The organism is Sodalinema gerasimenkoae IPPAS B-353, assembly GCF_009846485.1.
Lineage (GTDB): Bacteria > Cyanobacteriota > Cyanobacteriia > Cyanobacteriales > Geitlerinemataceae > Sodalinema > Sodalinema gerasimenkoae.
The window spans coordinates 3,754,718-3,769,634 of sequence record NZ_ML776472.1; the positions used below are offsets into that span (position 1 = coordinate 3,754,718).

Annotated in this window: 10 protein-coding genes; 7 read left to right on the forward strand and 3 right to left on the reverse strand. The window is 51.3% G+C overall.

Annotation, left to right across the window (positions count from 1 at the left end; all coding sequences use genetic code 11):
* Positions 1-90 precede the first annotated feature (90 nt).
* A complete protein-coding gene (cbiQ, locus tag L855_RS16300) occupies positions 91-867 on the forward strand; it encodes a cobalt ECF transporter T component CbiQ (protein WP_159789793.1) in 777 nt (258 codons plus the stop codon).
* 102 nt (positions 868-969) lie between these two features.
* Positions 970-2,670: a methyltransferase gene (locus L855_RS16305; RefSeq protein ID WP_159789795.1), complete on the forward strand. Its 1,701-nt coding sequence runs from the start codon at positions 970-972 to the stop codon at positions 2,668-2,670.
* Positions 2,671-2,685: 15 nt separating this feature from the next.
* Here the strand turns inward: L855_RS16305 and L855_RS16310 are convergent, their stop codons facing one another.
* Complete coding sequence (locus L855_RS16310; RefSeq protein WP_159789797.1) at positions 2,686-6,027, reverse strand: ATP-binding protein; 3,342 nt, start codon at positions 6,025-6,027, stop codon at positions 2,686-2,688.
* A 425-nt stretch (positions 6,028-6,452) separates the two neighbouring features.
* Between L855_RS16310 and L855_RS16315 the strand changes: the two genes are divergently transcribed.
* From L855_RS16315 to L855_RS16330, 4 genes are all read left to right on the forward strand, one after another.
* Positions 6,453-7,172 (forward strand): RibD family protein, encoded by a 720-nt coding sequence (locus L855_RS16315; protein WP_246198915.1) that lies wholly within the window; start codon positions 6,453-6,455, stop codon positions 7,170-7,172.
* Positions 7,173-7,263: 91 nt separating this feature from the next.
* Entirely contained in the window at positions 7,264-8,199 is a 936-nt protein-coding gene (locus L855_RS16320) for a UDP-glucuronic acid decarboxylase family protein (protein ID WP_159789799.1), read from the forward strand.
* Between the two features lie 145 nt (positions 8,200-8,344).
* On the forward strand, positions 8,345-9,733 hold the full coding sequence (locus L855_RS16325) for a UDP-glucose dehydrogenase family protein (RefSeq protein ID WP_159789802.1): 1,389 nt from the start codon (positions 8,345-8,347) through the stop codon (positions 9,731-9,733).
* A gap of 819 nt (positions 9,734-10,552) precedes the next feature.
* The gene (locus tag L855_RS16330; protein ID WP_159789804.1) at positions 10,553-11,641 is read left to right on the forward strand and encodes a mechanosensitive ion channel family protein; all 1,089 of its coding nucleotides are present in this window, start codon (positions 10,553-10,555) and stop codon (positions 11,639-11,641) included.
* Positions 11,642-11,722: 81 nt separating this feature from the next.
* Here the strand turns inward: L855_RS16330 and bchM are convergent, their stop codons facing one another.
* Positions 11,723-12,409 carry a magnesium protoporphyrin IX methyltransferase gene (gene bchM, locus L855_RS16335; RefSeq protein ID WP_159789806.1) on the reverse strand — a complete coding sequence of 229 codons (687 nt, stop codon included), beginning with the start codon at positions 12,407-12,409 and terminating at the stop codon, positions 11,723-11,725.
* Positions 12,410-12,459: 50 nt separating this feature from the next.
* Complete coding sequence (locus L855_RS16340; protein WP_159789808.1) at positions 12,460-13,683, reverse strand: RNA-guided endonuclease InsQ/TnpB family protein; 1,224 nt, start codon at positions 13,681-13,683, stop codon at positions 12,460-12,462.
* Between the two features lie 174 nt (positions 13,684-13,857).
* Here L855_RS16340 and fni point away from each other — a divergent pair, with 174 nt between their 5' ends.
* Entirely contained in the window at positions 13,858-14,907 is a 1,050-nt protein-coding gene (gene fni / locus L855_RS16345; RefSeq protein WP_159791150.1) for a type 2 isopentenyl-diphosphate Delta-isomerase, read from the forward strand.
* Positions 14,908-14,917: the final 10 nt, after the last annotated feature.

Here is a 14,917-nt window from a genome sequence, read left to right on the forward strand (position 1 = left end):
TTGCATCTACGAGACAATAGCAAAGATGAAGAACACGTTAAACGGTCATGATCCCAGATCTAAATCATCCATAATCCATGGCGGTTACTGATGCAACATGGACTCGATACCTATGCGGGTCTAAGCTCTCCGATTCATCGTTGGGAACCCCGCTGTAAATTTGTTGGGCTAATGGCCCTAATTTTTGCCTTTTCTGCTGTGGATGCGCTGCAACTTTTGCCGGTGATGCTGCTGATGACGGGAGTTCTCTATAAACTCTCCCGATTGCCGGGATCTTATTTACGTCAGCGACTGCATTATCCTGGCTATTTTTTGCTTGGAGCCGTTGTCTTACTCCCCTTGACCACAGGAGAAACCGTGTTGCTAGACTTGGGATGGCTTCAGATTCGTTGGGAGGGAATCTTAGCCGCTATACCGATTGTGGTGCGATTCCTCTGTATTGTGACCCTAACCTTAGTGCTGTTTGGGACCAGTCCTCTGGCGACAACCCTACGGGCCATGCGATCGCTCGGGGTTCCTAGTTTAATCACCGATATGATGCTGTTATTCTACCGTTACCTCTATGATCTCCTCGCTCGCCTACGACAGGTACAAACTGCGATGAGACTGCGAGGCTTCAACCCCACAGAGTTGAGTTGGCGAACCCTGCGGATGCTAGGGGCCTTAACGGGAACCCTTCTGGTGACCAGTTATGAGCAGTCGGAACAGGTGTATCAAGCGATGCGTCTGCGAGGCTATGGCCAGAGAACCGCGCAGCGGGTGATGGCGCCGATTCAATCACAGGATGCGATCGCCCTCGGGGTGATGTTACTCCTGGCCGCGGCCTTTGTCATAGCCCAGGTTTCGCTCTCCCTCGCCGTCCCCTAAGATGGGTATCCTAACGCCTATCCTCGTCCCCCCTCTGGGGAGATCTTAACGGTCTCGTTGAGGGTTTTCTTGACTGTTCTCTAACACTTACATCTAACACTTATGACGGTTCCCGCTTACTACGATCGCATTAACCATCAACTGCTAGAGAGTATCCCCAAAAACCTGGGCCGCATCGTCGAGGTCGGGTGTGGGACTGGGGCCCTAGGAGCCGCTTATAAAAAGAACAATCCTAACAGTGAATACATTGGCCTGGAGCTAAATCCCGAGGCGGTCACCATTGCTCAGGAGCGCCTCGATCGCGCCCTGTGTTTCAATGTGGAAGACTCTGATGAGAGCCAACTGGGAATCGCGCCTCAAAGCTGTGATGCCCTCATCTATGGCGATGTTTTGGAACATCTACAAGACCCCTGGACTATTCTCAACCACCATGTGTCCTGGCTTAAACCGGGGGGCTATCTCTTAGCCTCGATTCCCAATATCCAGCATTGGACGATTCTGCGGGATCTTATTCAAGGAAAATGGGACTATCAGGATGAAGGACTGCTCGATCGCACCCATCTGCGCTTCTTTACCCTGGATAGTATGCAGAAGTTGTTGACTGGCGCCGGGTTAATTATTCAAGGGGTTAGCCGCATTCTGGCCCACAACCCCAAGGAATTTGAGGACTTCTACCCGAAGCTTGAACCCCTGGCCCAACATCTCAAAGTGGACCCCAATCGCTTCAAACTGCTGACGGAAACTCATCAATACATCCTCACCGGGGTAAAAACTCAACGGCGGCTGTTTATCCAAACCCTGATGATGGCGCCGTTAGCCTGCGATCGCATCCGTATTTTAGAACCGGACCAATTTAGCAACCGGATTACGGGAGTTCGGGCCGTCTCCTCCGTGCAAAGTGCCACCCTCAGCCTCGCTGAAGCCGACGAAGAAAAAGTCTTTATCTGGCAACGGGCCCTCCTGAAACCTAAAACCGCCCTCGCACAACAGAAAAACTTACTGCAACGGGGTTATCTGATTGTCTCAGAAATTGATGATGACCCCTTACGCTGGGAAACTCCTTCTGATAATGGGTTGTTCTCCTATCGCAGTTGCCATTGTGTGCAAACCTCCACCGAGCCACTGGCGGAGTTTTTGCGCCAATATAACCCTTATGTGAAGGTTTTCCCCAACCAGTTAGCCAAACTCCCCAAACCTCGCCCCCAAAGCGACTATGAGACCGCCACCGTCTTTTTTGGGGCCCTAAACCGAGAAGATGACTGGAAACCCCTGATCCAGACCATTAACGAGATTCTAGATGAACTCGGCGATCGCGTCTCCGTTAAAGTTCTCCACGATCGCCAATTTTTCGAGGCCCTAAACACCCCTCACAAAGCCTTTTCCCCCTTCTGTGCCTATGACAGTTATCAGCAAGTCATTCGTTCAAGTACCGTAGCTCTGCTGCCCCTAGAACCAACTCGTTTTAATACAATGAAGTCTGACCTCAAATTTGTTGAATGTGCTGGCCAGGGGGTGGCTGTCTTGGCGAGTCCAACGGTCTATGAGCGCAGTCTCCAAGATGGGAAAACGGGGTTACTCTACCGCTCTGTAGACGACTTTGGAGCCAAGTTCCGAGAACTGCTCGTCAGTCCCAGCCTGCGACAACAGCTTGGACAAGCCGCCTATCAATGGGTTGCCCAACATCGCCTCCTAGAACATCATGCCCAGGCCCGAGCCAAATGGTATTTCCAGATGCGCGATCGCCTCCCCGAACTCAACGACGCTCTCAAACAGCGGGCCCCCGAATTATTCGAGACTCCGTGAACTGGCCAGAGGGGATCACGCCTCTAACTCTTGAGCCAAATTCGCGATGACCGCTGCTACCTGATCCAACATCTGACTCAACTGTGTCACCCCTGCATTGATGTCCTGTAACATCTGCGGGGTGATGGGGTTATGTTTCACCTGTTCATTCAAGGTTCCTGCTAATTTCATCATTGACGGAATCCCCACGTTGCCGCTGGCCCCCTTAATCTGATGAGTCAGCCGTGAAAACGTCTCAATATCCCCCTCAGCCATCGCCGTTTCCGCACCCGCCACATAGTCTCGGGCCGAGTCCATAAATGAGTCGAGGAGGTCTAATTCAAATTCAAGATCATCGCCGGAAACTTCATGAAGACGATCCCAGTCGATATAAATATCGGATTTTGCGGTGGTAGGGTCTGCCATAGACGCTGATGTTGAAAGGTTAGAGTTAGGACTAGCCCCATTCTGAGAAAGAGCTGATGACCTCTGAGAGGTTGATGAGTCAATTTTTGACATCCAATGTTCCAAAACAGATTTAAGTTTTTCCATGGTGACGGGTTTGGCCAGGTAATCATCCATACCCGCATCCAAACACTTTTCGCGATCGCCCTGCATGGCATGAGCGGTGAGGCCAACAATGACCGTATGGCGATCGCTGTCTTCCTCTCGTAAGCGTAGGCGTTGGGTTGCCTGATAGCCATCTAATACAGGCATCTGACAATCCATTAACACCATGTCAAATCGTTCTTGCCGAAGCTGATCTAACGCTTCTTGACCATTATTAACACAGGCAGCCTTATACCCGAGTAACTTTAGTTGGTTCATCACCACTTTTTGGTTAATATGGGTATCCTCGACCACCAAAACCTTGCCTATAGCAGCGGGTTTGGCGGCTTCAGCCTTTGGGGGGGAGGTTAGGGACTCAGTTGAGTTCAATCCCTGGGAGGCGACGGCGGTGGTTGTCTGGTTCTGGGTCGAGGTTGAGGTTGAGATTGCGGTTGAGGGGGAGGCAGACTTAGCCTCAGGAGGAACTTGGGGGTTAGCGTCTTCCTCTGGCGTGGATTCAACCGTTGGAGCGGGAAGCTCCACAAACTGGGCCGTAAAGACGAAGGTTGAGCCTTGGTTGGGTTCACTTTCTACCCAAATTTGCCCCCCCATTTTTTGTACCAACTGACGACAGATGGCTAACCCCAGACCCGTTCCTCCATAGCGACGGGTACTAGAGGCATCCACCTGGGAAAAGGCTTGAAACAGGTATTTGCGATCGCCATCGGCAATGCCAATTCCGGTGTCACGAACGGCAAATTGTAGGGTTAGAATTGTTTCACATTCCCCCTGTTCTGCCCCCGGTTCTCCGAGAACCCCTTGTTTGGAGCCAATGGCCCGTACGCCAACGGCCACGGAGCCGCGATCGGTAAATTTAAGGGCATTACCCACTAAATTCATTAACACCTGTCGCAGTCGACGGGAATCACCGGATAGGTGATCGGGGAGATTGGGGTTAATATGCAGTTTCAGAGATAATCCTTTCTCCTTTGACTGCATTAAAAATAAACTTAAAACGTCATTGAGACAGGCTCTCAATTCAAATGGATGCCGGTCTAACCGAAGTTTCTCTGCCTCTAATTTCGAGAAGTCTAAAATATCATTGATTAGATTTAAAAGATGTTCGCCACTGGTTCTTAAGGCCTCAGTAAACTCTAATTGTTCTTCATCCAGTTCCGTTGTCATCAACAGGTCAGTCATTCCTAAAACCCCGTTCATTGGAGTCCGGATTTCATGACTCATATTGGCTAAGAAATCTGACTTTAAGCGAGCCGTTTCTAACGCCGCTTCCCGAGCCTGGACTAACTCGTTAATTTGGGTACTGGCAATCACCACACCCCCCACTTGTCCTTCTGAGGTGTACCAGGGATGAATCGCCCAGCGCAAATAAAGTTGCACCCCATTGTCCCGTTCCCAAATATCTTCAGGGGTACTGACAATTTCACCCTGTAACGCCCGATCATATAACACTCGCCAGCGTTCAGGTAAGTCCGAAAAGAGGGCGTAATGACATTTGCCAATTAGGGATTGTTTTTCAAGATTAAAGTCACTTAGCCAGGTATTACTATAGGCGAGATAGCACATATCGCTGTCCATCATGGCCATAGCGACCGGTGCTTGGGTAACAATTTGTTGCAGTTGCTGTCGCTCCGCTTCAATGGCCGCTTCGTAGCGTTTGCGTTCGGTGATATCCCGGACAATTGCCAGAACCTCATCTTCACCACTGGTTACAATCCGCGCCTCAAAATTATGCAGTCGCACCTCTCCGGTTTTGCGATTGGGAATATCGAGGGCATATTCAAAGATTTGTACTTCTCGCGATTGCCGAGCTAACTCAGCATAATGAAGGGTTTGGTCTGCGAGTTCTGTTGGTAAAACTTCGTAGAGACTTTTGCCGAGAAACCCACTACGAGATAATAGAAGAGGTTGATCCTTATCGGCCTGAACATCCAGATAAGTTCCATCCGTTCGTAGACGAAACATGGTATCTGGGATGGCTTCGAGAAGGGCTTGATTTTTAAGTTCACTTTTTTGAACTTGGTCGGCCCGTTGTTCGAGATATAGCACCATATCCCGGATTTGCGAGGTCATGCGGGCAAAGGCCAGGGCCAGACCGCCAATTTCATCGGGACGAGTGCGATACTGTTGGATGGCACTTTCATTGGCCATGGCGCGATCGAACTCCCCTTCGGCGACCCACTGGGTGGCTTGAGCCAGTTCGTGGAGGGGACGACCCAGGGAGCGACCCACCCACAGGGCCACCGCCACACCAGCGGCGGTAAACAACACCCCAATTAAAATGGCACTGTTGCGCGTATTGTCGAGGCGTTGGCGAAAACCGCTAATGGGAAAGTCTAACTGGATTGCGCCGACGGTTTCAGCACCTGAGGCGATGGTTTGTCCAGAACGCAGACGATCTCGCTCCCAGTCAAAGATGGGAACGCCACTGGCTAAAATCGCCGAGCCAAATTCAGTCTCGCCATTGGCGACCTCTTCCGGGGTTAATTTTAAGAGCAGTTGACCATTTTCGTCATAAATCGCCACGGTGACGAGGCCATCTTCAACCGCCAGGCCCCCTAGGACTTGTTGCAGTTCTTCTAGTTGAGCGTCCGTGCCAGCCGCCAGGGGAGCAGCGGCCAAGCGGGATACTATGTTCAGGACTAGGGTGGCTTGGCTTTCGAGTTCTTCTTGGTAAACCTGTCGTTTGCGATGCAGTGACAACAGCGTCACACTGCTCACACTGATGATCGCCGACAGGGCGATGGTCGCCGTTAGCTTGGCGGCGATGGGTAAGCGACGACCTTTAAGTTGACGCATCAATTGACGCATAACGACAGGGGGGCAGAAACAAAGTAGAGGGAAATGGGATGGGGAAACCGTGGGGAAACGATGCTAACCCAGAGAACATTGAAGAACAGACTCTTTCAGAATATAGCTCTAACCTTACAGGTTAGGCTGAAACTCAGAATGCACGGGGTCATCTCAACTTTGGGGAGATAATTCTGACACCTGAGCTTTAGACAATGTGATTCCCCTTTCTAGGATAGCGGGTCTTCTGACAGAGACGGCAGAGTTCCCTAGTTAAAACTACGCAGGATAGAAATCTTAACTTGAGAGGCCATGATTGAAATCTCCCGGGGGTGATGCAGACATTAAAGGGGGGAGATGAAGGACAAGGCGCTTCATGAACCTTTTACGGTAGGCTCATCTTGGGTCAGGATGGCCTCGCTTATAATGCACCATTCATCTTCCTTATGCTCAATCTTCCCATGTCTCGTCCTTACACAACTGTTATCCTGGCCATGACCGCCGATGGCAAAATTTCTGATGTGAGCCGCTCAGGGGTGACCTTTGGCTCCTCCGTCGATTATAAACATTTAGAACAACGGGTGGCTGAGGCCGATGGGGTGTTGATGGGGGGGACGACGTTACGGTCTGGGGAGACGGCGATGCGTGTTCAGGCTGCGGAGTGGCTAACGGCTCGCACGGAGGCGGGGAAACCACCGCAACCGGTTCAGATCGTTTGTTCGGCCTCTGGGGAAATTGATCCGGATTTCCCCTTTTTTCGTCAGCCGATTCCCCGCTGGCTACTCACCACCCCTCGGGGGGCTGAGTTTTGGCAGACTCATGCTGGTTTTGAACGAGTTTTGACTGGGGGAACCTCGACGGATGGGGTAGATTTTTCGGTGGCTTTCGGGGAGTTGAGAGAGTTGGGGATAGAACGCCTGGCGGTGTTGGGGGGAGGAACCCTGATTGCGAGCTTGTTTGACTTGGGATTGGTGGATGAGTTGTGGTTGACTGTCTGTGGTTATATTTTTGGCGGCAGTCAGGCCCCGACGCCGGTAGATGGATTAGGTTTTGCGCGCGATCGCGCCCCTCGCTTGCGTTTGCTGGATGTGCAGCGCGTCGAGGATGAGGTGTTTCTACAGTATCAGGTCCGGCGATCGCCCCCGGAGAATCTGGCAACCTCTTAGGGACTCTTACGGGTAACTCGCGGGGCGGAAACTAGACAGTTGAGCGATCGCAGGCTACGGTAGAGGTCAGGTTTTCCTGAGAGTGTTGTTAATGAGAATATTAGTTACCGGTGGTGCGGGATTCCTGGGTTCCCACCTCGTCGATCGCCTGATGGAACAAGGCCATGAAGTCCTCTGTCTCGATAACTTTTTCACCGGGAGAAAGGACAACATCCTCAAATGGATGGATTCCCCTTATTTTGAGGTGATTCGCCACGATATTACCGAACCCATCCGTGTCGAAGTGGATCAGATTTATCATCTGGCTTGTCCCGCGTCCCCGGTTCATTACCAGTACAATCCCGTTAAAACGGTGAAAACCAACGTCTTGGGGACTCTACATATGTTAGGGCTGGCCAAACGCATTCGGGCCCGTATGTTATTGGCCTCGACCTCGGAAGTCTATGGAGACCCCGATGTTCACCCGCAAACGGAAGCCTATCGGGGAAACGTGAACCCGATTGGGATCCGTGCCTGTTACGACGAAGGGAAGCGTATCGCTGAAACCCTCTGTTTCGACTATCATCGTCAAAATAACGTCGATATCCGGGTGATGCGGATTTTCAACACCTATGGGCCACGGATGCAGGAAAATGATGGACGGGTGGTGAGTAATTTCATTGTCCAGGCCCTGCGGGGAATTCCTCTGACGGTGTATGGGAATGGCCAGCAAACTCGCAGTTTTTGCTATGTCTCAGACCTCATCGATGGCATGATGCGATTAATGAATAATAATGAGCATATTGGCCCGGTGAACATTGGCAATCCCAACGAGTACACGATTCTGCAACTGGCCGAGACGATTCAGAGGCTCATTAACCCCAATGTAGAGATTCAGTTCGAGCCACTTCCCCAGGATGACCCGCAACAGCGCCAGCCTGACATCACCCGGGCCAAGGAGTGGTTGGGGTGGACGCCAACCATTGAACTCGAAGAAGGACTTAAGCAAACGATTACGGATTTCCGCGATCGCCTGAGCTTGAAGTAGATTAGGACTGTCCGGGTGTGTTGACATAAAAGCCGCAGATTGGGGATAGCTGGAGTTTGCGATTAAGCTAGTGGACGACAGCTTGCTAACGCTCGGTCGTGGCGGCGTTTTTTACAGTTTTTTAAGGTTTAAGGACGAAACAGCTATGCGTGTTTGTGTGATTGGTACAGGCTATGTGGGTTTGGTGACGGGGGCCTGTTTGGCTCACACGGGTCATGAGGTAATCTGCGTCGATAACAATGAGGAAAAGGTCAAAACCATGAAGGCGGGGCGATCGCCGATTTATGAGCCAGGCTTGTCAGAAATCATGACGGGCGCTATCCAAAATGGCAAGATTGAGTTCACCACCGACTTAGAGGCTGGCGTGAATCATGGGGATATCCTCTTTATTGCAGTGGGAACTCCCCCTTTGCCCACTGGGGAAAGTGATACTCGCTATGTTGAGGCAGTGGCCCGGGGAATTGGCGCGCACCTGAAGCAAGGCTATAAGGTGATTGTCAATAAATCTACGGTTCCCATTGGTTCTGGGGACTGGGTACGCACGATTGTCCTCGATGGGATTGCCGAACGAGAAAAATCTCTGGTGGGATCAGGCAAGACTGGGGAAGACTTGGTTGAGCATATTGAAGCGGAATTTGATGTGGTCAGTAATCCTGAGTTCCTGCGGGAGGGGTCGGCAGTTTATGATACCTTCAACCCCGATCGCATTGTCCTGGGGAGCAACAGCGATCGCGCCTTGACGATGATGCAGGAACTCTATGCGCCGATTGTGAATCGTGAGGTGGCCGAGGAGAAGGACTTACCTCCGGTTCCGGTGGTGATGACGGATTTATGTTCGGCGGAGATGATTAAGTACGCCGCTAACTCGTTCTTGGCCACCAAGATTAGTTTTATCAATGAGGTGGCGAATATCTGCGATCGCGTGGGTGCGGACGTAACCCAGGTGGCGAAAGGGATTGGCCTCGACTCTCGTATTGGTAACAAGTTCTTAAACGCCGGCATTGGCTGGGGTGGCTCCTGTTTCCCCAAAGATGTCTCGGCATTGGTACATACGGCGGATGATTATGGCTATGATGCTCAACTGCTGAAGTCAGCGGTGGAGGTCAACCAACGTCAGCGGTTGATGGCCTTGGAGAAACTGCAACAAGAGTTGAAAATTCTCAAGGGGAAAACCATCGGCTTGTTGGGGTTAACCTTTAAGCCGGATACCGATGATATGCGGGATGCCCCCTCGTTAATCTTGATTGAGAACCTCAACCGCCTTGGAGCTAAGGTGAAAGCCTATGACCCCATTGTCTCGCAAACGGGGCTACGTTCGGGACTGTCTGGGGTTTACGTGGAGACAGACCCAGAACGGCTGGCGGATAGCTGTGATGCTTTGGTATTGGTGACGGATTGGAAACAGTTTGCTGAGCTTGACTACGCCAATATGGCCAGCTTGATGAATACTCCCATCATTGTGGATGGTCGTAATTTCTTGGATCGGGCGGCGTTGGAGGCGATTGGCTTCCGCTATGTGGGGATTGGTCACTAAGACCCCCTGACCCGGATTGGGTTTCCCGAGATCGGGTTAATATCTGATTCATCTCTCCCCCTAGTCTCGCACTGGGGGGGGTTTGTTGGAATAGGTCAAGAATGAACAATGAGAACCCGAGCCGGAGTTGGATGTTCCGGGGGGTATGACGTTCCGGGGGCTGTATAGTCCCTGGATGGGTGTTAGAGAGGCGATCGCACGCAGTATAAAGGCGCCTATAAGGCGCTATGTAGATCGCGTTCCCAAGGGTTGGGAGATTAGGAGGCGCGATCGCCCAGTACAGACCTTGGCATCACCCAAGCCAAACGGGTCCATGACGCAATGACAATAACCGGGTACGACGTCCAAGCTTCCCTGACCGGAGGACGGGGCTAGGAGGTCCTAAGAATTGCCAATTATGGCGTCTCCAAATTCCGTTCAATTTGGTGCAAGACATCAAAAAGGAGATCAACAGATCCCGAGAGATACCGCTTCATGCGTAGCGATAGGGACATAGAAAACTCAACAGACTTCTCGCCGACTGCGAGATAAGATGCTAGCTTCCGTTCCTGTGTTGTATCCATAATGTAAGGTTTTTACTGAGTGACAAGCACGCTTTGTGTGGTCTAGTGTATTATACACCATCGGTATGTTGTACTAACAATGTACGACAGCCTTCCTCCGGATCGACGAGGTGGCAAGTCCTGAAAGCCTCGAAATCTCTCGGGATAGGCATTTGGGGAATTTGTCAAGGGGGTCAATCGCGCGATCGCCCCCGAACCGGATTCGAGGGGGAAATCACAATGTTAACAAACGCTGACATCTACAGAAGGTCAACTTATGCCAACAGAATTTCCTAACGTTTTAACTCAGTTTACCGAACAAGAAATCCTCGGAAATCAAGTCTTAGACTATCTGATTGCGCTAGGGATTATTATCATTGGATTGATTGTGATCAAGATTCTAGCCAATGTCATTCTTGGCAGGATTAAGAAATGGCTACGGCAAGCGGATGCCAGTTTAGATAATAGCCTTATTAAAATTGTGGAGCTGGCCTTGATCCCAATCTTTTATTTGGGGCTATTCTATGTTGCCCTCAATGGCTTAAACCTCCACCCAATTCTGGATCGACTCTTAGATGGCATCTGGGCGATCGCCTTCACGGTCATTGCCATCCGCTTTGTGGTCTCCGTGATTCAATATGGCTTAATCCTATATGGGATCAAGGCAAACAACCCCAATATCCAGCCCACCCTCAATTCTCTCGTCCCTGCGATTCGGGTGGTTGTTTGGGCGATCGGTTTTATTTTCCTGCTGGACAATCTGCAATTTAATGTCTCAGCCATGATTGCCAGTTTGGGGATTGGGGGGATTGCGATCGCCCTGGCCTCTCAAGGACTCTTGCAAGACCTCTTTAGCTACTTTTCCATCGTCTTCGATCGCCCCTTCGAGTTAGGAGACTTCATCATCGTCGGCGACTTCATCGGAACCGTGGAATACATCGGCATTAAAACCACTCGTCTGAAGAGTTTGAGCGGTGAGCGACTCGTCATCTCCAACACCGATCTCACGGGATCTCGCATCCGTAATTACAAACATATGCAAACCCGTCGGATTGTCTTCAAACTGGGGGTTACCTACGAAACCGGCGTCGAACAGCTCGAAAAAATCCCCCAAATCATCCAAGACATCATCGACCCCATCGAAACCATCACCTTTGATCGCGCCCATTTCCTAGCCTACGGGGATTTCAGCCTCGACTACGAAGTGGTCTACAACGTCAACAGCAGCGATTTTGCCCAGTACATGGATGCCCAACAACAGATCAACCTGGAACTCAAGCGTCGCTTTGAAGCCGAAGGCATCGAGTTCGCTTATCCCACTCAGGTGATTTACCACAATTCGCTGCAAGGGGTGAATCAGGGGTAAGAAGGCAATAGGCAATAGGCAATAGGCAAGAACCCCCCTACTGCCTGCTGCCTGCTGCCTTCTTCCCTGCCTTCTTCCCCCCTATCCCCGCACCAATTCCAACAACCGAGAATAATAAAAGCGAGTGCTGGTCATTTCTGTGCGAGCGGGTTGGAAGCCGTTTTTGGCGAAGATGGCCAGGATATCGGCTTCGCGATGCTGATAGGCACGAGTGGTTTTACTCGGTCCGGGGAAAAGTTCGCCCACTTTCTTGAGAACCGTGAGCCAGGGGGTTTTGGGGGCAAAACTTAGAATGACTCGTGATTCCGCTAACGAACAGAGGTGGGAGAGCATCTCATCCATCTTGTCGTCGGGATAGTGGATGAGGACATCGAGGCAGATGACGGTGTGGAAGTTGCCAGAAATTTCTTCGAGATCCCGAGTCTCAAACTTGACACGAGAGCTGTCACTCAGTTGAGCCTGAGCGCGTTCCTGGGCTTCCGTCACCATCATCTCCGAGATGTCACTGCCGTACACTGTTGCCCCGGCTTCGGCTAGGGGCAAACTCAAACTCCCTACACCACACCCCGCATCGCAGACGGTCAGTTGGCCAAGGTTGCCATCGGCGGATAGCCAAGCGATGACTTTATCAATGGTCTGCTGGTGTCCTTCGCGGATATCCAGTTGGACTTTATTGACCTCGTCTTTACCATAAATTCGTCGCCAGCGGTCGAAACCCGTCGTATTGAAATATTCCTTAACAATGCTTTTTTCGTCAATGATAATCATCGGCTGTTATAGGTGGTGATAAAAAGAGGTTGGCGGTACAAACCCATACGTTATCGTGAACTACCCGACGCTGTACCCGATCGGGTACAGCGCGGGCTTCCAGTTTTATCGGGAATCGCCTCGGAAAGCATCGAACGAATTCGACCTCTCTTTGGTCTTACATTCCCTCCACTGGCAGAAGCCCCGGTTCCCGAGGCCCAAATCCGCAAGCCTTCGTTTTTTAGGTTGATTGCCGCATTGAGATCTCGGTCGTGAATCTTCCCACATTGTGGGCATTCAAACGACCGCACGTCGAGTCCCATTTGAGGCAACGGCAACAACGTCTCAGAACAGAGGTGGGTACTGGGGAAAAATCTATCCACTTCCAGATACACCTTTCCTTCTCCCTCTGCCTTGTATTTGAGCATCGCCGAAAATATTCCCCACCCCACGTCACTTATCGCTTTCGCGAGGCTATGGTTCTTGACCATGTTTTTGACCGCTAGATTTTCCACCACAATCACTTGGTTCTCGTTGACTATCTTGCGGGATAGCTTGTGGAGAAAATCGGCTCTAGAATTGGCAATCTTGCTGTGAACCCGTGCCACGAGCCGTCTGGCTTTTTGACGAGAGTTCGACCCTTGTTGCTTCCTCGAAAGTTTTCGCTGTTTGCGTTTGAGGTTACGCTCGTGCTTTTTGAGGTGACGGGGATTGTTGTATTTCTCACCGTCAGAAGTTACCGCAAAATGCTTCAACCCCAGATCGATGCCGATGGCTTTGCCGTCGGCACTGGGTTCGGGTTTTTCCGAACCGTCGTCGATCATAATTGAAGCGTGATAGCGTCCGTCAGGATGGCGACTGACGGTTACGGTTTTGATTGGCCCCTCAAACCAGCGATGAACCCGACAGTACACTTCTCCGATTTTGGGAAGGTGTAACTGATCGCCTTCGAGTTTAACGTTTTGGGGGTATTGAAGAGATTGCCGTTTGTGCTTACTCTTGAAACGTGGGTAGCGAGCGCGTCCCTCAAAGAAGTTGACAAATGCTCTCGATAGGTTGAGTACCGAACTTTGCAAACATTGAGAATAGGTTTCTCCAAGCCACTCTAATTCTTGCTTCCACTGGGGAAGCATTTTTTTAAGGTCGTAACCCGAGATGCCTTTCCCGGTTTGTCGGTAGGCTTCCGTCGTCAGTTGCAGAGAACGGTTCCACACCAAGCGGCAGCAGCCAAAGGCTTTCGCCAAGGCAACGGACTGCTCTGGGGTGGGATAAATTCTCAGCTTAACGACTTTCATTAGTGCGATTAATAATCGTGTTAAACTTAGCCTAACAGATTGATTTGTTGATCCGCAACCTTGCCGCTCGGCTATCATCCCGACGCCGAGCGTAGTCGAGGTGCGGGGCTTCCCGCCGAGAAGCTAATTTAGACCCTTTTTGTTAGCCAATTGCCATGGCAATGACTGAGAATGATGACTGTGAATGCTGCTGAGTCTGAACATACCCAAAGCCGTAAAGCGGATCACCTTCGGATTTGTCTGGAGGATGATGTGGACTTTCGGGAGACTCGTACTGGGTTAGAACGCTATCGCTTCCGGCATTGCTGTCTACCCGAACTGGATTTGGCGGAAATTGACTTAAAGACCTCCTTTTTAGGGAAATCTCTCCAGTCTCCCCTGCTGATTTCCTCGATGACTGGAGGAACGGAACAGGCTAAACGGATTAACCAACGCTTGGCAGAAGTCGCCCAGGCCCAAGGGTTGGCGATGGGGGTGGGATCGCAACGGGTGGCGGTGGAAAATCCTGATCTCAGTCATACCTTTGATGTGCGATCGCAGGCCCCGGATGTTCTCCTGTTTGCCAATCTCGGGGCGGTACAGTTGAACTATGGCTATGGAGTGGATCAATGTCAGCGGGCGATCGCCATGCTCGAAGCTGATGCCCTGATTCTGCATATTAACCCCCTTCAGGAGGCGGTTCAAAGTGATGGGGATCAGAATTTCAAAGGATTGCTTGACAAAATAAAGAGGCTGTGCTACTTGATTCCCATTCCGGTCATTGCCAAAGAAGTGGGCAATGGCATTTCTGGGGAGATGGCACGACGCTTGATTGAGGTGGGGGTTCAGGCCATTGACGTGGCCGGTGCGGGGGGGACGTCTTGGGCCAACGTGGAAGGGAAACGGGCCCAGGATCTCCGTCAGCGTCGTTTGGGGGCGTTGTTTTCCGATTGGGGCATTCCCACAGCGGACTGTCTGGTGCAGGTGCGATCGCAGGCTCCCGAGATTCCCCTAATTGCCTCGGGGGGCTTACGCAACGGTTTAGATATCGCGAAAACCCTAGCCCTGGGAGCTGACTTGGCCGGCTTAGCTAGCCCCTTTCTCAAAGCTGCTGCCGACTCTCCCAAGACCTTGAATCAACTGGTGGACTTACTCAACAGCGAACTGGCCACGGTCTTATTTTGCACCGGCAACCGCAACATCAAGGAATTAAAAGGCAGCAATAGCTTGGACACCCTAGAATAAGGACAGCCGT